General features: G+C 64.9%; 13 protein-coding genes, 1 tRNA gene and 1 pseudogene. 7 read left to right on the plus strand and 8 right to left on the minus strand.

Annotation, left to right across the window (positions count from 1 at the left end):
* Positions 1 to 111: 111 nt before the first annotated feature.
* The 4 genes from ACV7JP_RS00965 to ACV7JP_RS00980 all read right to left on the minus strand — a co-directional run bounded on the left by ACV7JP_RS00965 (position 112) and on the right by ACV7JP_RS00980 (position 4,805).
* Positions 112 to 2,121: an acetyl-CoA carboxylase biotin carboxylase subunit gene (locus ACV7JP_RS00965; protein WP_457797420.1), complete on the minus strand. Its 2,010-nt coding sequence runs from the start codon at positions 2,119 to 2,121 to the stop codon at positions 112 to 114.
* Between the two features lie 256 nt (positions 2,122 to 2,377).
* Entirely contained in the window at positions 2,378 to 3,010 is a 633-nt protein-coding gene (gene clpP / locus ACV7JP_RS00970; protein ID WP_457797421.1) for an ATP-dependent Clp endopeptidase proteolytic subunit ClpP, read from the minus strand.
* Between the two features lie 280 nt (positions 3,011 to 3,290).
* Positions 3,291 to 4,640: a trigger factor gene (tig, locus tag ACV7JP_RS00975; protein WP_457797422.1), complete on the minus strand. Its 1,350-nt coding sequence runs from the start codon at positions 4,638 to 4,640 to the stop codon at positions 3,291 to 3,293.
* An 80-nt stretch (positions 4,641 to 4,720) separates the two neighbouring features.
* Positions 4,721 to 4,805 (minus strand) — tRNA-Leu (locus ACV7JP_RS00980).
* A gap of 246 nt (positions 4,806 to 5,051) precedes the next feature.
* Between ACV7JP_RS00980 and ACV7JP_RS00985 the strand changes: the two genes are divergently transcribed.
* The 4 genes from ACV7JP_RS00985 to ACV7JP_RS01000 all read left to right on the plus strand — a co-directional run bounded on the left by ACV7JP_RS00985 (position 5,052) and on the right by ACV7JP_RS01000 (position 10,633).
* The gene (locus ACV7JP_RS00985) at positions 5,052 to 5,663 is read left to right on the plus strand and encodes an MliC family protein (protein WP_457797423.1); all 612 of its coding nucleotides are present in this window, start codon (positions 5,052 to 5,054) and stop codon (positions 5,661 to 5,663) included.
* Positions 5,664 to 5,751: 88 nt separating this feature from the next.
* A complete protein-coding gene (locus tag ACV7JP_RS00990) occupies positions 5,752 to 7,092 on the plus strand; it encodes a multicopper oxidase family protein (protein ID WP_457797424.1) in 1,341 nt (446 codons plus the stop codon).
* Positions 7,093 to 7,386: 294 nt separating this feature from the next.
* Positions 7,387 to 8,316, plus strand: coding sequence for a crotonase/enoyl-CoA hydratase family protein (locus tag ACV7JP_RS00995; RefSeq protein WP_457797425.1), 930 nt, complete (start codon positions 7,387 to 7,389; stop codon positions 8,314 to 8,316).
* A gap of 22 nt (positions 8,317 to 8,338) precedes the next feature.
* Positions 8,339 to 10,633: a putative bifunctional diguanylate cyclase/phosphodiesterase gene (locus ACV7JP_RS01000; protein WP_457797426.1), complete on the plus strand. Its 2,295-nt coding sequence runs from the start codon at positions 8,339 to 8,341 to the stop codon at positions 10,631 to 10,633.
* A 79-nt stretch (positions 10,634 to 10,712) separates the two neighbouring features.
* On the opposite strand, the gene ACV7JP_RS01005 is transcribed toward ACV7JP_RS01000, so the two are convergent.
* Entirely contained in the window at positions 10,713 to 11,402 is a 690-nt protein-coding gene (locus tag ACV7JP_RS01005; protein ID WP_457797427.1) for an enoyl-CoA hydratase-related protein, read from the minus strand.
* A gap of 393 nt (positions 11,403 to 11,795) precedes the next feature.
* Here ACV7JP_RS01005 and ACV7JP_RS01010 point away from each other — a divergent pair, with 393 nt between their 5' ends.
* Positions 11,796 to 12,365, plus strand: a complete 570-nt coding sequence (locus tag ACV7JP_RS01010; protein WP_457797428.1) for a hypothetical protein — start codon at positions 11,796 to 11,798, stop codon at positions 12,363 to 12,365.
* A gap of 78 nt (positions 12,366 to 12,443) precedes the next feature.
* Here ACV7JP_RS01010 and ACV7JP_RS01015 read toward each other — a convergent pair whose 3' ends face one another.
* From ACV7JP_RS01015 to proS, 3 genes are all read right to left on the minus strand, one after another.
* Positions 12,444 to 13,127, minus strand: a complete 684-nt coding sequence (locus tag ACV7JP_RS01015) for an ABC transporter ATP-binding protein (protein ID WP_457797429.1) — start codon at positions 13,125 to 13,127, stop codon at positions 12,444 to 12,446.
* Between the two features lie 18 nt (positions 13,128 to 13,145).
* Positions 13,146 to 14,429, minus strand: coding sequence for a lipoprotein-releasing ABC transporter permease subunit (locus tag ACV7JP_RS01020; protein ID WP_457797430.1), 1,284 nt, complete (start codon positions 14,427 to 14,429; stop codon positions 13,146 to 13,148).
* A 106-nt stretch (positions 14,430 to 14,535) separates the two neighbouring features.
* The gene (proS, locus tag ACV7JP_RS01025; RefSeq protein ID WP_457797431.1) at positions 14,536 to 15,879 is read right to left on the minus strand and encodes a proline--tRNA ligase; all 1,344 of its coding nucleotides are present in this window, start codon (positions 15,877 to 15,879) and stop codon (positions 14,536 to 14,538) included.
* A gap of 151 nt (positions 15,880 to 16,030) precedes the next feature.
* Between proS and ACV7JP_RS01030 the strand changes: the two genes are divergently transcribed.
* Together ACV7JP_RS01030 and ACV7JP_RS01035 are read left to right on the plus strand one after the other, a co-directional pair.
* The gene (locus ACV7JP_RS01030; RefSeq protein ID WP_457797432.1) at positions 16,031 to 16,306 is read left to right on the plus strand and encodes a GNAT family N-acetyltransferase; all 276 of its coding nucleotides are present in this window, start codon (positions 16,031 to 16,033) and stop codon (positions 16,304 to 16,306) included.
* A gap of 253 nt (positions 16,307 to 16,559) precedes the next feature.
* Positions 16,560 to 16,786: pseudogene (locus ACV7JP_RS01035) on the plus strand (endonuclease domain-containing protein).
* Positions 16,787 to 16,898 lie beyond the last annotated feature (112 nt).

Below are 16,898 nucleotides of genomic sequence, written 5' to 3' on the forward strand. Positions count from 1 at the left end.
CCTGAGGAGCGAGCAAAGCTCGCGTCTCGAAGGACGAGGCTGCCCTCGGAGGTTTGTTGGCGATCTAACGCGGTCCCGAAAGGCCGCGTTTCGCTTTTCGAGAAGGGCCGCTTACGCGAATTCCATGATCACCGCGTCGACCGCGAGGCTGTCGCCGGGCTTGGCGATGATCTTCTTGATGGTGACGTCGCGCTCGGCGCGCAGCACGTTCTCCATCTTCATGGCTTCCACCATGCAGAGCGCCTCGCCGGCCTTGACCTCCTGGCCTTCCTTCACATCGATGGTCTTCACGAGGCCCGGCATCGGGCACAGCAGATGCTTGGAGGCGCCGGCGTCCTTCTTCTTCGGCATGAAAGCGACGAGTTCGGCCTCGCGCTGCGTATAGACGCGCGCCTGGACGCTGACGCCCTGATGGGCGAGCTCATAGCCGTTGAGAATCGGACGAACCTGCACATAAACGGCCCGGCCGTCGACATCGCCCTTGAAGACCGGCTCGCCCGGACGCCAATGCGACGAGACGCGATGGGCGCGATTGTCGCCCTCCGCGAAGCGCACGACGAGCGCCTCGCCCTGCTCTTCGAGCGCGACGTCATAGCGCGCCTCGCCCAGCATGCAGACGCGATCGCGCGTGAATTCCACCGGGCGGCCGTTCATGAGCTGGCCGGTGATCAGGCGCTTGCGGGCGTTGCCGATGTGATCGATCAGCGTCGCGACGGCGGCGAGGGTCAAAGCGAGATCGCCCTTGGGCTCCGGCGCCGCGAAGCCCTCCGGGAATTCCTCGGCGATGAAGCCGGTCGACAAGCCGCCGGAGCGCCAGCGCTCCATCTGCATCAGCGTCGACAGGAAGGGAATGTTGTGGCGGATGCCCTCGATCACGAAGCGGTCGAGCGCGTCGGCCTGCGCCACGATGGCGCCGAGACGGTCCGGCGCGTGGGTGACGAGCTTGGCGATCATCGGATCATAATGGATCGAGATTTCGCGCCCCTCGGTGACGCCCGTGTCGTTGCGCACCGTGACGCCGTTATCCTTCTTCTCCTCCGGCGGGCGGTATTTCACCAGGCGGCCGATCGAGGGCAGGAAGTTTCGGGTCGGGTCCTCGGCGTAGATGCGGCTCTCGACCGCCCAGCCATTGATCTTCACCTGCGACTGCGAGAGCTGCAGCGGCTCGCCGGCGGCGACGCGGATCATCTGCTCGACGAGATCGACGCCCGTGATGAGCTCGGTGACAGGATGCTCCACCTGCAGGCGGGTGTTCATCTCAAGGAAGTAGAAGCTTTTATCCTGGCCCGCGACGAACTCCACCGTGCCGGCCGAGTCGTAATCCACCGCCTTGGCGAGCGCGACGGCCTGCGCGCCCATTTCGGCGCGGGTCGCCTCGTCGAGCAGCGGCGACGGCGCCTCCTCAATCACTTTCTGATTGCGGCGCTGGATCGAGCATTCGCGCTCATTGAGGTGGATGACGTTGCCGTGCTTGTCGCCGAGCACCTGGATTTCGATGTGGCGCGGATTCTGGATGAACTTCTCGATGAAAACGCGGTCGTCGCCGAAGGACGACGCCGCTTCCGAACGAGCGCGCGTAAAACCTTCCGCGACTTCGTCGGCTTTGTAGGCGATGCGCATGCCCTTGCCGCCGCCGCCGGCCGACGCCTTCAGCATGACGGGATAGCCAATGTCGTCCGCAATCTTGATCGCCTCCTCCGGCGTCTCGATCACGCCGAGATAGCCCGGCACGACACTGACCTTGGCGGCCGAGGCGAATTTCTTCGACTCGATCTTGTCGCCCATCGCCTCGATGGCGCGCGGGTTGGGGCCGATGAAGACAATGCCCGCCTCCTTCAGCGCATTGGCGAAGGCCGCGCGCTCGGAGAGAAAGCCATAGCCCGGATGCACGGCCTCGGCGCCCGTCTGCTTGCAGGCCGCGATGATCTTGTCGATGAGCAGATAGGATTGCGCGGCCGGCGGCGGGCCGAGATGGATCGCCTCGTCCGCCATCTCCACATGCAGCGCGTCGGCGTCGGCGTCCGAATAGACCGCGACCGTGGCGATGCCCATCTTCTTCGCCGTCCGGATGATGCGGCAGGCGATTTCGCCACGATTGGCGATCAAAATCTTGCGAAACATGCGCGCGCCCTAAGCCCTCGTCTCTCTCACCTCGCCGCCCGCGCTTTTTCCCGAAAGAATGGCGGACGTCATTATTTTCGCCGCGCGCTTAAAGCCTTGCGACGCTGGCCCCCTCTCCCCGCATGCGCGGAGAGGGCTGGGGTGAGGGGCGAGCGACTCCCCAAACGCTTGAGAGCCGCGCGCCAAAACCCGCATGGTCGCGCGACCCTTTGCCCCTCACCCTAACCCTCTCCCCGCAAGCGGGGAGAGGGGATGATCACTTCGCCTCGGCCTCGTCGTCGGCGCGCTTCACCTGCACGCTGTCGACGATGCCGAAATCCTTCGCCTCTTCCGCGGACATGAAGTGGTCGCGGTCGAGCGTGCGCTCGATCGTCTCATAGTCCTTGCCCGTGTGACGGACATAAATGTCGTTCAGGCGCTTCTTGACCTTCAGAATGTCTTCCGCGTGACGCTGAATGTCCGAGGCCTGGCCCTGGAAGCCGCCGGAGGGCTGATGCAGCATGACGCGGGCGTTGGGCAGCGCGTAGCGCAATCCCGCCTCGCCGGCGCAGAGCAGAAGCGAGCCCATCGACGCCGCCTGACCCACGCAGAGCGTCGAGACCTTCGGCTTGATGAACTGCATCGTGTCGTAGATCGCGAGTCCCGCGGTCACCACGCCGCCCGGCGAGTTGATGTAGAGGGAAATTTCCTTCTTCGGATTTTCCGATTCGAGGAAGAGGAGCTGGGCGATGATCACCGAGGCCATATGGTCCTCGACCGGCCCGGTCAGGAAGATGATCCGCTCGCGCAACAGGCGCGAATAGATGTCGAAGCCGCGCTCGCCGCGCGACGTATTCTCGATCACCTGCGGAATGAGATACTGGTTGTAGACCTCGATCGGATCACGCATCGCATCGCCTTCCCGGCGCGCTCTCCTTGAGGAAAACGCGCAAATTAGACCGTCCGCGAGGCAATGTCCCAAACTTGCCTCGCGACCGTCTCAATGTGGTCTCGCCGACAGAGGGCCCCTGTCGGAAATTCTGGTCCCCTCATATGCCGGAGCACGCCGGGACGCAAATGAAGCCTACGCTTCCGGGCCGGATAGGCCTCAGGCAAGGTCGGCGCCAAGAATCCCCTGTAAAAGGGGAGAGCTTTGCTCACGCCCGGCGTTCGGCCGATTGCGCAACCCCTCAGGCTTCCTCTTCCTCCTTGAAGAGTTCGTCCTTGGTCACGGCCTTGTCCGTGATCTTGATCAGCTTCGAGAGGTGATCGACGACGCGCTCTTCATAGATCGGCGCCCGCAACTGGGCGAGCGCCTGCTCGTTGTTGCGGTAGAAGTCCCAGACCTGCTTTTCCTGGCCCGGGAACATGCGCGCGCGCTCGATCAGCGCGTCGGTCAAATCCTTGTCCTCGACCTTCACGCCGGCGCTCTGGCCGATTTCGGCAAGAACGAGGCCAAGGCGCACGCGGCGCTCGGCGATCTTGCGGAACTCCGCCCGGGTCTCGTCCTCGGTCTTGCCCTCTTCGGCGACCGGCTGCCCGGCGCGGCGGCTCTCGGCCTCGTGCTGGCCCCAGATATTGCTGAACTCCTGCTCGACGAGCGTTTCGGGCAGCTCGAAGGCGTAGCGGCTGTCGAGCGCGTCGAGCAAAGCGCGCTTCAGCTTGTCGCGCGAGACCTTGTGGAAGTCGGCCTCGAGATTGCCCTTCACCGCCTCCTTCATGGCGTCGAAATTCTCGAAGCCATATTTGGTGGCGAGATCCTCGCCGATCTCAACGGGCTTCGGCGCGGCGACCGCCTTCACGGCGACGTCGAACTCGGCTTCCTTGCCGGCGAGATGCTTGGCCGAATAATCCTCCGGGAACGTGACCTTGACCAGGCGCTGTTCGCCCGCCCCGGCGCCGACGAGCTGGTCCTCGAAGCCCGGGATGAAGGTGTTGGAGCCGAGCACGATGTCGATGTCGCCGCCGGCGCCGCCCTCGAAGGGCGCGCCGTCGAGCTTGCCGGTGAAGTCGATCGTGAGCTTGTCGCCGGACTCGGCTTTCGCGCCTTCCTCGCGCGGCTCGAATTCCTGAATGCGGTCGGCGAGGTTCTTCAGGGCGGCGTCGATGTCCTCCTCGGAGACCTCGGCGACCGGGCGCGCGAGCGAGATGTCGTCGAAAGAGCCGATCTCGAATTTCGGCAGCGTCTCGAAGGTGACGGTGAAGGCGAGGTCCCCCTCGGCCGCGAGCGCGCGCTCGACCTCCTCCTGCCCGCCGGGGAAATCCAGCTTCGGCTCGACGGCGATTCGCAGCTCGTTGTCCTCGACAATCTTGCGGTTCGCCTCATTGACGGCGTCCTGCAGAACGTCGCCCATGATGCTCTTGCCGTAAAGCTTCTTGAGATGGGCGATCGGCGCCTTGCCGGGGCGGAAGCCCTTGATCTGGGCCTTGGCCTGCATCTCGGCGAGCTGGGCGCCGAGCTTGGCGGCGAGGTCGGCCGCGGGCAGCACGACCTTGAATTCCTGCTTCAAACCCTGCGAGGAGGTTTGCGTCACTTGCATGTCGATCGCCTTCTACAACTTCGAAGCCGCCCGTGCGCGCGACGGCGGCTTTGCGATAATTCCCGCGAAACTGCGGCATTTGGTGCGGGCGGAGGGAGTCGAACCCCCACGACTTTCGTCACCGGAACCTAAATCCGGCGCGTCTACCAGTTCCGCCACGCCCGCGAGAGCGGCCCCGTCTGGACCCGCCGCGAAACATAGCGCGCTTTCCGCCCGCAGGACGCGGGTGACGGGAAATCGCGCCAACTCAATAGACTGGAGCGGATTCTCGCCGCAAAGCCGATCGACTTTCGCGGAATGCGCTCGAGGGCCCGCGAGCGCGGGCGCCGCTCTATAGCATGGCCCGCGCGGGATGCTCGAAAAAAATGCGCGCATGTTACATTCCACCGGACCGATCCTGGAGAGAACTTCATGATTCGAGCGGCCGCCACGGCTTTCCTTCTCTTTTTCTCCAGCGCCGCCGCCTTGGGGAGCCCCTCCGATCGCATGGCGGCCCCCAGGACGCCGGCGAAGCCTCTCTTCGAGGATCCGACTCTCGCCGCGCTCCAAAAGGAGGTCGCGCGCCTCGCCGACCTCATCGCCGCCGGGCCGCGTCTGACGCCAGCCCAGAAAGACGCGCTGACCCGGAGCCAGGCGAGCTTCCGCAAGACGGTCGCCGCCTGCGGGGACGCGAAGCCCTGCCTGCAAAGAACGCTGATCGAGCGCGTCTTCCATCTGCGGCAGGGCTACGCCGACGCGCGGACGAAGGATTCGGAGGGGATCAGCCTCGGGCCGTTCATCGCCGCCTGCACTGGCTTCGACGGGCTGATCGCGGTCACTTTCGTCAATAGCGACCCTTCCTTCAGCTTTCTCGCCTGGCGCGACAAGGCGGTCGTTCTGACCCAGGCGGCCGCCGCCTCCGGCGCGCGCTATGCGGGCCCGTTCGGGATCGGCGAGGCGCAGTTCTGGAACAAGGGCAAGGACGCGACGCTCGATCTGCCGGGAAAGCCGACGCTGAACTGCGAGATGCAGGAAGGCGGGTGAGGAGCCGGCAATTGCCCGCCGCGCCTCCCCGCGCCATAGATCTTGCCGCGAATCGCCGCTCCCCGCCCGGCGCCGAAGGATGAAGCCCATGCGACCGCCCAACCGCCGCGCCTTTCTGACCGGCGTCGCCGCCAGCGTCGTCCCGCTCCCGGCGCTCGGGACGTCGCCGATCGGGCCGCGCATCATCGAGGCGCGCCCCGGCAGGACGCGAATCGGGACAGGCGAGACTGAAATTCTTGGCTTCGACGGCGCCGCGCCCGGCCCCGTCCTGCGCTACAAGCAGGGCCAGGAGCTTTTCGTCCGCTTCGCAAACAAGACCGACCTGCCCGCCTCGATCCACTGGCACGGGCTGCGGGGCGAGAACGCCATGGACGGCGTCGCGCCGCTCACCCAGGCCGCCGTCGCGCCGGGCGGCTTCTTCGATTATCGCCGCAAGCTCACGGAGCCCGGCCTCTTCTGCTACCGCCCGAGCGTCTATGGCAGGACGCCGGAGTTGATGGGCCGCGGGCTCAAGGGACTCCTGATCGTCGACGAGCCGGAGCCGCTCCCCGCCGACCACGACCTGCTCCTCGTCCTCGACGATTGGCGGCTCGACGCCCAGGGCAAACTCGAAGGCGGCTTCGGCAATCCGGAGGAAGCGCGCGGGCCGGGGCGAATCGGGCCGCTCCTCGCCGTCAACGGCAAGGCGGCGCCGGCGATTCGGGAGTTCGAGGCGAACTCCCGGGTGAGGCTTCGGCTCGCCAATCTGGCGAACGCCCGAATCATGATTCTGACCTTCGACGGCGTGCAGCCATTCGTCGTCGCGATCGACAGCCAGCCCTGCGACGCCTTCGAGCCCGTCCGCAAAAGCATTCCCGTCGCGCCGGGCGCGCGTTTCGAGCTGATCTTCGACATGCCGGCGGCGGAAGGCGCCAAGGCGCGCCTGTTCATGCGCGGGGCCGACGGGTCGGAAGGCGATCTTCTGGTCGCGACGGCGAAAGGCGCGAGGGCGGAAAAGCGCGGCCTCGTCTACTCGCTGCCCCAGAACCCGGCGCTGCCGCCGGAGATCAAACTCAACAACGCCAGGAAGGTCGATCTCGTCATCGCGCCGGGTCCGGCGGGCGGCCCGGCATGGACGATCAACGGCGCCGCGGCGAAAGCCTATGACGGTCCCCCGCTCTTCAAGGCGAAGCAGGGGACGCCGGTGACGCTCGGCTACGTCAACAAGGCGGCGGTTCCACTCGCCATGCATGTGCACGGCCACGCCATGCGCCTGCTGCACGATCTCGACGACGGCTGGGAGCCCTATTGGCGCAACGGCGTGATCGTTCCGGCCGGAAAGGCGAAACATGTCTCCTTTATCGCGGACAGCCCGGGCAAATGGGCGATTCACGACGATATTCTGGAGCATGAGGCCGCGGGCCTCGCGACCTGGTTCGAAATCTCCTAGTTTCGGGCCACATCCCGCTGAAAAGTAAGAAACTTTCTCATCCCATTGAAATAAAAAAGGGATTTTTCCATTTTTTTCAGATTTGCCCCGGATAATTGGCGACAGGCTAAAATACAACCCTAAATTGCCAACCGCGAGACATGCAGAACGCAGGCGCGTTCCCGCTCATCGCGCGCCGGACGGATGCATGAACCCTCCCCTCGCCCCGAGACCAGATTTCTCCGGCGGCCGTCATTTCGGCGAAGGCGCGGCGCGGTCCCGCGCCGGCCGCGGAAATGCTTTTGAGAGACGTCGATGACGGAAATTGTCTTCCGCGGCCCCAAGGATCCCAAGGAATTTCCGAACTGGCGCTTCGAGACGCTCGACATCGAGCACCATTCCGAAACCGCGTCGATCTGGATGAATTACCGGGAAGACGCGCCGCAATGCTATTCTCTCGCCATGCTGGTCGAATTGCTGCAACTGCGCGATTCGCTGCGGGCGCTCTATGAGTCCGGGCGCACGAAGGAGTTCCCGTTCCGCTATCTGGTCATGGCGGCCAAGCGGCCCGGCGTGTTCTCGCTGGGCGGCGACCTCGCGACCTTCGCGGCCGCCATCCGGCGGCAAGACCTCGCCACGCTCGTCACCTACGCCCATGCCTGCGTCGACCTCGTCTACAGCTATTCGCAAAGCCTGGATTTGCCGATCGTCACGCTTTGCGCGGTGCATGGACAGTGCCTGGGCGGCGCGCTCGAGGCGGCGCTGGCCTTCGATTTCATCCTCGCCGAGGAAAACGCCGTCTTCGGCCTCCCGGAAGTCGCCTTCAACACCTTTCCGGGAATGGGCGCGGTCACTATGCTGACGCGCAGAGTCGGCCCCGCGCTGACCCAGCAAATCATCATGAGCGGCCAAACTTATTCGGGCAGGGAAATGTTCGAACTCGAGGTGATCGACCAGGTGGCGCCGCCGGAGGGGGCGCGGGCCGCCGCGATAGAGTGGATGCGCGAGGCCGGCGACAAGAAATGGCGCCGCCGCCGCGCCATCGCGGAGGCGCGCCGCCGCAGCCATCCGATCACCCATGACGAGCTCATTCGCATCACGGAGCTGTGGGCCGAATGTTCGGCGCGCATCGAGGAGCGGGATCTCAGGCACATGGAGCGGCTTGTGCGCGCCCAGAGGCGCCTGATCGGCGCGAAGGACAGGGCCTCGAAGCCCGAGCATTCGTTCGAATCGAGCTCTTTCTGACGGCGGGGAGAACGGACTTGTGATGAAAGTCTCGACCAATCCCAAGGCGTCCGCCGAAGCGGAAATCTACGCGGATCTCGTCGAGACTCTGTTCGACACGACGCATACGCTGATCACCGGCATATTGTCCGGCGTTCTCGTTCCCACCATCGCCTGGCTCTCCACCGGCAACGCCTCCTATCTGGGGCTCGTCGCGCTGATGACCGCGATCGGCGCGTACCGCGTGAAAGTGCTTCTGGGACATCAGCGCGCCCCCATCCAGAAACGCCGGCTCGAAGCCGCGAAATGGGAGCGGCGCTATGCGACGGGCGCGATCATCTTCATGGCGCTGCTCGGCTTTTCGGCGGCGATCCTGTTCAATTACCATCACAAGGAGATGATCGGCTATTACGGCGTGATCATCATGACCGGCGTCACCGGCAATCTGGCGGCCCGCAACGCCGCGCGGCCCAATATCGTCTTCTGGCAGGTAATGGGCACCTGCATGCCCCTCGCCTTCACGCTGCTCGTCAATTTCTCGCCCTGGTACTGGGGCATCTCCGCCTTTCTGTTCTTCGGCGCGCTGTCGGTCTTCAAGACGACCAAATTTCTCCAGGGCCATCTGGAGTCGGCCCTTCGCAACGGCCTCGACGCCATGCGTCAGCGTCAGAAGTTCAGCATCGCCCTGAACTCGATGACCCACGGCCTCTGCATGGGCGACGCCAATCTGACGATCACGGTCATAAATCGGCGCATCGTGGAGTTTTTCGGGATCGTCGCGGCGGCGACGCCGATCCGGCTGGACGCGCTGGCCCACGCCATCTGCCGCAGCGTCGCCATGACGCCGGCCGAGACGGCGCTGTTCACCGAGAGATGGATGCGCCACGCGGTCATGTCCCACGCCAATGTGTTCATGCACAAGATCGGGGACCGCTATTTCGATTTTCATTGCGAGCGCGGCGAAGGCGGCTCCTTCATCACCGTCATCGAGGATGTGACGACGAAGCAGAGGGCGCTTCGGGAAATCGAGCGCATCGCGCATTTCGACGAGCTCACCGGCCTGCCCAACCGCTATCAGTTCCAGGACACGCTCGGCGAGGACCTGTCGAATCTCAAACAGGGCGGCCGCACCGCCGCGCTGCTCAACATCGATCTCGACCGCTTCAAGGAGGTCAACGACACGCTGGGCCATGTGATCGGCGATCAGCTCCTCGCCCATGTGGGCGCGCGCCTGAGCGCCTGCGCGCCGACGCCGGATCTCGTCGCGCGGCTCGGCGGCGACGAATTCTGCGTGCTCATGCGGGAGTCGCCGACGACGGCGCAAATCGAGGCGATGACCAACCGCATTCTGACCGAGATGCGCCGGCCCTTCCTCATCGACGGCCACCGCATCATGGTGGGCGCGAGCGTCGGCGTCGCGATCGCGCCCACCGACGCCAGCACGCCGATCGGCCTGCTGAAATGCAGCGATCTCGGCCTCTACAAGGCGAAGTCGGGCGCGCGCGGCGCGGCGGTCTGGTATTCCCCCGAAATGCAGGAGGAGCTGCTCAAGAAGCGCCAGATCGAGGACGAGCTGCGCGAGGCGCTGGCGAGAAACGAGCTGAGCGTCTTCTACCAGCCGATCGTGGATTCGCGCCGTGGCCTGGTCGTCGCCATGGAGGCGCTGCTGCGCTGGCGCCATCCGCAGCGCGGGATGGTGTCGCCGGGCGTCTTCATCCCCATCGCCGAAGAGACCGGACTGATCGTGGACATCGGCGCCTGGGCGCTTCGCCAGGCCTGCCGGGACGCGGCCGCCTGGCCGCCGCATATCCGCGTCGCGGTCAATCTCGCGCCGCTCCAGTTCCAGGAGCCGGATCTCGTGGACGCCATCGCCGCGGCGCTGCGGGAGTCGGGCCTTGCGCCGGACAGGCTCGAGCTGGAGATCACGGAATCGGCGCTCATCTCGCCCACCATGGACGTGGAGGCCAAACTGGCGTCGATCGCCGCGCTCGGCGCGCGGCTCGCTCTCGACGACTTCGGCACGGGCTATAGCAGCTTGAGCTATCTCAACCGCTTCCCGGTCAAGAAAGTGAAGATCGACCGGGCCTTTTCCCGCGAGGCGATCGACTCGCCGAAAACGCAGGCGATCATCGGCGCGATATCGGCGCTCGCCCGCGATCTCGACCTCGACCTCGTGGCGGAAGGCGTCGAGACCCACGCCCAGCTCGCCTTCATGGCAAGTAAGAATATCTTCCTGATCCAGGGATTTCTCTACAGCAAGCCGCGGCCCGTCGAGGAGCTGCTGCCGCTTCTCGAGGAATGGGCGGATGCTCCCCGGCTCGAGGACGTCGCCGCCTGACCGTGTCCTTCCCGCCGCAGGTCCTGCGCGGGGCTCGACGGCGCGGCTTTTTTTGGCGCGCGGCTCTCGCGGAGAAAGGCTAGCCGCGCTCCGCCATCTGCACGGGCCGCCGATCGATAGGCGGCTCCGCCATGCGCTGCGCCCGAAAGATCGCGTGCGACGCATTGTAGCGCCGCTCGAATTGCGCGAGATAGGCCGCGATCCCCTCGAAATTCGGCTGGGCGGGCACAACTTCCTTGACGAGCATCAACTCCTTGGCTTCAGCCGGGGACAGCGTCCGCTCGCTTTCGACGATTCTTTCCGCCTTGGCGAAGCCGACGCGCCGGCCGAGCGCGGCATAAAGCCCGAACAGATCGAACGGATCGCCGGCGAAGGAAAAGCGCGCGCCCGTCTCGGCGACGAGCGCCGAGCAGTTCATGGCGAAATCGAAATCGAGGCCGTTCATCAATGAGCGCGCCCAGCCGAAGGTGATGACGGGCGTGTCGACGATCAGCTCCGCATTGGCGTCGACCATATCCGCGAAGCCCTCCGGCGCCCGGGTCGCCTGGACTCCGCCCTGCGCGAAGTCAAAAACCAGGAATTTCAGGGAGGGATGCGCGCCCTTTTCGATCTCGCGCAACAAGCCGACGATGGCGTCGACGCTCGCGCGGTCGAAGCCTGCGTGCGATTTGGAGACGACGAGCGTATCTCGCTTGCGCAGCCAGGTCCGCTTGACGCCCGCCTGGCTCGGGTCACGCGCCTGCCAATCCCTACTCGATACGATTCCCATGGTGGCCTCTGGGCTGAACCGGCGTCTAGCCATTAGTTAAGGAAATCTTAACGCAACCTCAACGAAATAACTAAGCCAAATGGACGCAGGCCGGGAATTGAAAGGGCTTAGGGTTAACGGCGGAAAGTTCCGGACGCCGCCGCCAGCGGAAACGCGGCCTTGCGCGGCCGGCGGCGGCGTCCTTGACGCGGGGACGGCCGCGTGTGGCTGAAGGTCGCGGGACAGCCCCCCTTGAATTGATATATGCTAACTACAAGCTGCTAATGGCGTCCCCGCTTTCGTTGGCGGGAGCGCATCGCGATTCTTTCCCGGGGGCGCGGCGATGGCGGCGAACTGAACGAGACAACCGCTCGGCAAAGAAGCGGCTGTAATTGATTAGAGGGAGAAAACAGGATGAAGATGCGCTTTCTCGTCGCCATGACGCTGGCGACGGTCGGTTGGGTGGCGCAGGCGCACGCTCACGGCGACGTCGGCTCCAACCAGGGCCAGTGCCTGATGAAGATCGGGCCGGACACGATGAGTTTCACGGGCTACCAGCCCCTCAAATCCCGCGAGCAGTTCTGCGACGACATTCCGGACGCCGGTCCGACGATCATCACGCTCGACGCCCAGCAGGACGAGCTGCGCGACATGAATCTCGAAATGCGCGTGCTGCGCGACGTCGGCCAGAAGGACGACAACGAGAATCTGGAAGCGAACACCGAGTATTATTCAGCCCCGAAGAAGTACAAGACGGGCACGCTGACCTTCGATCACAACTTTGCGAACGAGGGCAAATATATCGGCATCGTGAAGGCGCGCAGCGACGACGGATCTAAAGAATATATCGCCCGTTTCCCCTTCTCGGTCGGCCTCACCGCCGGCAAGGACATGACCATCGCCATCTTCTTCGGCGTGCTGGCGACCGTCGGCTTCGGCCTCTGGTATAAGAACCAGTTCATCGACAAGAAGAAGGCCGCCTGATCAAGGGCCTTCCCGGCGCCGGCTGAGCCGGCGCCGGTTTCGCTTGAAGCCGGGCTCGCCCGGCTTCTTCCTTTTCCGTCAGGGAAGCTCCTCGATACGGCCGTCGCGCAGCGTGACGCGGCGGTCCATCTGTTCGGCGAGCTCGAGATTATGCGTGGCGATGAGCGCGGCGAGGCCCGACTGGCGGGCGAGCGTCATCAGCGTCGCGAAAACATGGTCCGCCGTGCGCGGATCGAGATTGCCGGTCGGCTCGTCGGCGAGCAGCAGATGCGGCGCGTTGGCGACGGCGCGGGCGATGGCGACCCGCTGCTGCTCGCCGCCCGACAGTTCCGACGGCCGATGCGACGCGCGGGCGCCGAGCCGCAAATAGTCCAGCAATTGCTGCGCCCGGCGCTGAGCCTCCTTGCGGTCGAGGCCGTTGATCATCTGCGGAAGCGCGATGTTCTCCAGCGCCGAGAATTCCGGCAGCAGATGATGGAACTGATAGATGAAGCCGATCGTCGCGCGGCGCAGATTAGTGCGCTCGGAATCGCTCATCCGCGAGGTCGGGGCGGAATTGATCAGAGTCTCGCCGGCGTCGGCGCGCTCCAGCAGGCCGGCGATGTGCAGGAGCGTCGACTTTCCGGCTCCTGACGGCGCGACCAGCGCCACCGTTTCTCCCGGATAGATCGACAGATTGATGTCCACGAGAATATCGAGGCGCGCCGCGCCCTCGCGATAATGGCGCGCAATATTGCGCAATTCGAGAACGGCGTCGCTCATGCCTTCACTTTCTTGCGCTCACTCGTGCCTTAGCGCCTCGATCGGGTCGAGCGAAGCGGCCTTCCAGGCGGGGAAGATCGAGGCGAGCACGGCGATGACGAGGGTCATGACGACGATCACCGTCACCTCCCGCGTGTCGACGATCGCAGGCAGCCGCGACAGGAAATAGAATTCCGCCGGAAACAGATTGGCGTCGAAGGCCTTGTTCAGGAAGACGCGGATCGTGTCGAGATTCTCGGCGATGAGCAGGCCGAGGAGGAAGCCCGCAATCGTGCCGACGACGCCGATCGAGGCGCCGATGATGAGGAAGACGCGCAGCACCGCGCCGCGCGAGGCGCCCATGGTGCGCAGGATGGCGATGTCCTGCGTCTTGTCCTTCACCAGCATCGTCAGGCCCGAAATGATGTTGAAGGCCGCGACGATGACGATGAGCGTCAGGATGATGAAGAGGATGTTCTTCTCGACCTGAAGCGTGTCGAAGAAGGTCTTGTTGCGCTGGCGCCAATCCGTGATGATCACCGGCCGGGTGACCGCCTTCTCGAAACGCGCGCGGAAAAGGTCCATCTGCTCGGGGTCCTCGACGAAGATCTCGACGACCGTCGCCTCCTTCTCCTTGTTGAAGAAGCTCTGCGCCTCGGCGAGCGGCATATAGACGAAGACATTGTCGAATTCCGACATGCCGATCGAGAAGATCGCCGAGACCGCATAGGCCTTGATGCGCGGCGCGACGCCGAAGGGCGTCTGGGCGCCCTTGGCGATGAGAAGGCTGACCTTGTCGCCGACCGTGACGCCGAGCGTCTCGGCGAGGCGCTGGCCAATGGCGACGCCCTCCCCTTTGTCGAAGCCGGCGAGCGCGCCGATCTTCACATTGCCCGCAATGCCCGGCAGGCGCACGAGATCCTTCTCCCGCACGCCGCGCACGAGCACGCCCGATTGGCCGAATTGGGTGGAAATGCCCGCCGCCCCTTCGACCATGGGGATGGCGAGCTTCACGCCCGACACTTTTTCCGTCCTGGCGGAGACGTCGTCCCAATCCGTGAAGGGCGTCTCCACGGCCTGCAGAAAGGCGTGGCCGTTGACGCCCATGATCTTGTCCATCAGCTCGCGATGAAAGCCGTTCATCACCGAGGTGACGACAATCAGGGTCGCGACGCCGAGCATGATGCCGAGGAAGGAGAAGCCCGCAATGACGGAAACGAAGCCGTCGGCGCGGCGCGCGCGGACATAGCGCAGCGCCACCATCCACTCAAAGGGCGAGAAGGCGCCGCCCGAGCTTTTTGCCGACTCCGCCGTATCGCTCATGCGCGCGCCTTCTCATGCCGGAAGCATCCGGGTTCGCTCCCTCTCCCCGCGAAACGCGGAGAAGGAGCGAGGCGCCGCCTCCGACGCCCTTGTTTCAAAGGGCCCGTCAATTGCGCGCGCCCTTCACCGCCTCGACGATGCGGGCCACGGCGTCCGCCGGGGCGAGCGTCTCGCGCTCGCCGGTCTTGCGGCGCTTCACTTCCACCCTGCCCTCGGCCAGGCCCTTCGGCCCGACGAGTATCTGCCAGGGCAGGCCGATCAGATCGAGCGTCGCGAATTTCGCGCCCGGCCGCTCGTCCCGATCGTCGTGAAGAACTTCCAGCCCGGCGTTTTCGAACTGCTCGACGAGCTCGCCGCAGACCTTGCCCGTCGCCGCGTCGCCGACCTTAAGGTCCGCCACGCCGACATGGAAGGGCGCGACCGTCTCCGGCCAGACGATGCCCGCCTCGTCATGGCCCGCCTCGATGATGGCGGCGACGAGACGCGAGGGGCCGATGCCGTAGGAACCCATCTGCACGACGACCTCCTTGCCGTCCGGACCGTTCACCACGGCCTTCATGGGCTCCGAATATTTGGTTCCGAAGTAGAAAATATGGCCGACCTCGATGCCGCGCGCCGAGACCTTGGCGTCGTCCGGCACGGCCGCGAAGGCGGCCGCGTCATGCATCTCGCTCGTCGCGGCGTAGCGGCTCGTCCATTTGTCGAAAATGCCCTGAAGCGCCGCGACGTCGTCGAAATCGACGTCGGCTGAAGGCGGCGCGAAGGAGAGGAAATCCTTGTGGCAGTAAACCTCGCTCTCGCCCGTGTCGGCGAGAATGATGAATTCGTGGGAAAGATTGCCGCCAATGGGGCCGGTGTCGGCGGCCATCGGAATCGCCGTGAGCCCCATGCGCGCGAAGGTGCGGAGATAAGCCGCGAACATCTTGTTGTAGGAGTGACGGCTGCCCTCGGCGGTGAGGTCGAAGGAATAGGCGTCCTTCATGAGGAACTCGCGCGAGCGCATGACGCCGAAGCGCGGGCGCACCTCGTCGCGAAACTTCCATTGAATGTGGTAGAGATTGAGCGGCAGATCCTTGTAAGAGCGCACATAAGCGCGGAAAATCTCCGTTATCATCTCCTCATTGGTCGGGCCGAAGAGCATTTCGCGCTCATGGCGGTCCTGGATGCGCAGCATCTCCTTGCCATAGGCGTCGTAGCGGCCGGATTCGCGCCAGAGATCCGCCGACTGGATCACGGGCATGAGGCACTCAATGGCGCCCGCCCGGTTCTGCTCCTCGCGGATGATGCGGGTGATATTGTTGAGAACCTTCAGCCCCAGCGGCAGCCAGGCGTAGATGCCGGCCGATTCCTGCCGGATCATGCCCGCCCGCAGCATCAGCCGGTGCGAGACGATCTCGGCCTCTTTGGGCGTCTCGCGCAGGATGGGCAGGAAGTAACGGGACAGGCGCATGGGTGTTCCATTCTCGATTCGAGGACGCCGAGCATAGCGACGGCGCGCGGGCGGTTGAAGCGCGGGGCGCGGGAAAAGGCAAGCTGTGGGAGGGCCGCCCTTCCCTTTCCGCCGCCGGGGAGCCACGTCGGGGGCGGATCAGGAGGATCGCATGGATCAGGAAGTGCGCCACAACCCCGCGAAAAACCGCTTTGAACTGGAAATTGACGGGTCGCTGGCGCTTGCGGAATATATGCTGGAAGGCCGGGTGATGACCTTCACCCACACCGAAACGCCCCCGGCGCTGCGGGGGCGCGGGGCGGCCTCGAAGCTGATCCACGGCGCCCTGCTCGCCGCCCGCGAGCGCGGGCTGAAGGTGCGGGCGACCTGCTCTTTCGTGGCGGCTTATCTGAAGCGGCGCCGGGAGTTCGCGGATTTGGAAGGGTAGCCCTCATCCGACCCTCGCTGACGCGAGGGCCACCTTCTCCCGCAGGCGGGAGAAGGGGTAACCGCCATGTTCGAGCTATATGTATAGTGATTAGCGATTCGCGCGCGCGGCGATCGACTCCTTCTCCCGCGAGCGGGAGAAGGTGGCCGCCGAAGGCGGTCGGATGAAAGCGAAACTCATGCGCGACGGCACGCCAAGAGCCCGCTTCACCCAAGCCCGCCAACTCCGCCGCAACATGACAGTCGCCGAGGAGATGCTGTGGCGCTGCCTGCGCGGGCGCGGCTTCGAGGGAATGAAGTTCCGACGGCAGGTTCCGGTCGGGCCTATATCGCGGACTTCGCCTGCATTGAGCGCCGGATCGTCATCGAACTTGACGGCCGGCCGCATGAGGAGCCAGAGCAGCAGGTCCATGATCCCGGCGGGACGCCTGGTTCGAGACAAATGGCTGGCAGGTCTTGCGGCTGGATAATGAACGGGTGATCGGCGGGGCGGCCCTCAATGATCTGGCCAAGTGGCTGCGAGCGCCCTCATCCGACCCTCGCTGACGCGAGGGCCACCTTCTCCCGCAGGCGGGAGAAGGAAAAAGCCGGCA

Source organism: Methylocystis sp. S23, assembly GCF_054106005.1.

Bases quoted from the DNA above. Each gene is read 5' to 3' on its own strand.
- ACV7JP_RS00965 (WP_457797420.1), bottom strand. From the start codon at position 2,121: ATGTTTCGCAAGATTTTGATCGCCAATCGTGGCGAAATCGCCTGCCGC.
- clpP (WP_457797421.1), bottom strand. From the start codon at position 3,010: ATGCGTGATCCGATCGAGGTCTACAACCAGTATCTCATTCCGCAGGTG.
- tig (WP_457797422.1), bottom strand. From the start codon at position 4,640: ATGCAAGTGACGCAAACCTCCTCGCAGGGTTTGAAGCAGGAATTCAAG.
- ACV7JP_RS00985 (WP_457797423.1), top strand. From the start codon at position 5,052: ATGATTCGAGCGGCCGCCACGGCTTTCCTTCTCTTTTTCTCCAGCGCC.
- ACV7JP_RS00990 (WP_457797424.1), top strand. From the start codon at position 5,752: ATGCGACCGCCCAACCGCCGCGCCTTTCTGACCGGCGTCGCCGCCAGC.
- ACV7JP_RS00995 (WP_457797425.1), top strand. From the start codon at position 7,387: ATGACGGAAATTGTCTTCCGCGGCCCCAAGGATCCCAAGGAATTTCCG.
- ACV7JP_RS01000 (WP_457797426.1), top strand. From the start codon at position 8,339: ATGAAAGTCTCGACCAATCCCAAGGCGTCCGCCGAAGCGGAAATCTAC.
- ACV7JP_RS01005 (WP_457797427.1), bottom strand. From the start codon at position 11,402: ATGGGAATCGTATCGAGTAGGGATTGGCAGGCGCGTGACCCGAGCCAG.
- ACV7JP_RS01010 (WP_457797428.1), top strand. From the start codon at position 11,796: ATGAAGATGCGCTTTCTCGTCGCCATGACGCTGGCGACGGTCGGTTGG.
- ACV7JP_RS01015 (WP_457797429.1), bottom strand. From the start codon at position 13,127: ATGAGCGACGCCGTTCTCGAATTGCGCAATATTGCGCGCCATTATCGC.
- ACV7JP_RS01020 (WP_457797430.1), bottom strand. From the start codon at position 14,429: ATGAGCGATACGGCGGAGTCGGCAAAAAGCTCGGGCGGCGCCTTCTCG.
- proS (WP_457797431.1), bottom strand. From the start codon at position 15,879: ATGCGCCTGTCCCGTTACTTCCTGCCCATCCTGCGCGAGACGCCCAAA.
- ACV7JP_RS01030 (WP_457797432.1), top strand. From the start codon at position 16,031: ATGGATCAGGAAGTGCGCCACAACCCCGCGAAAAACCGCTTTGAACTG.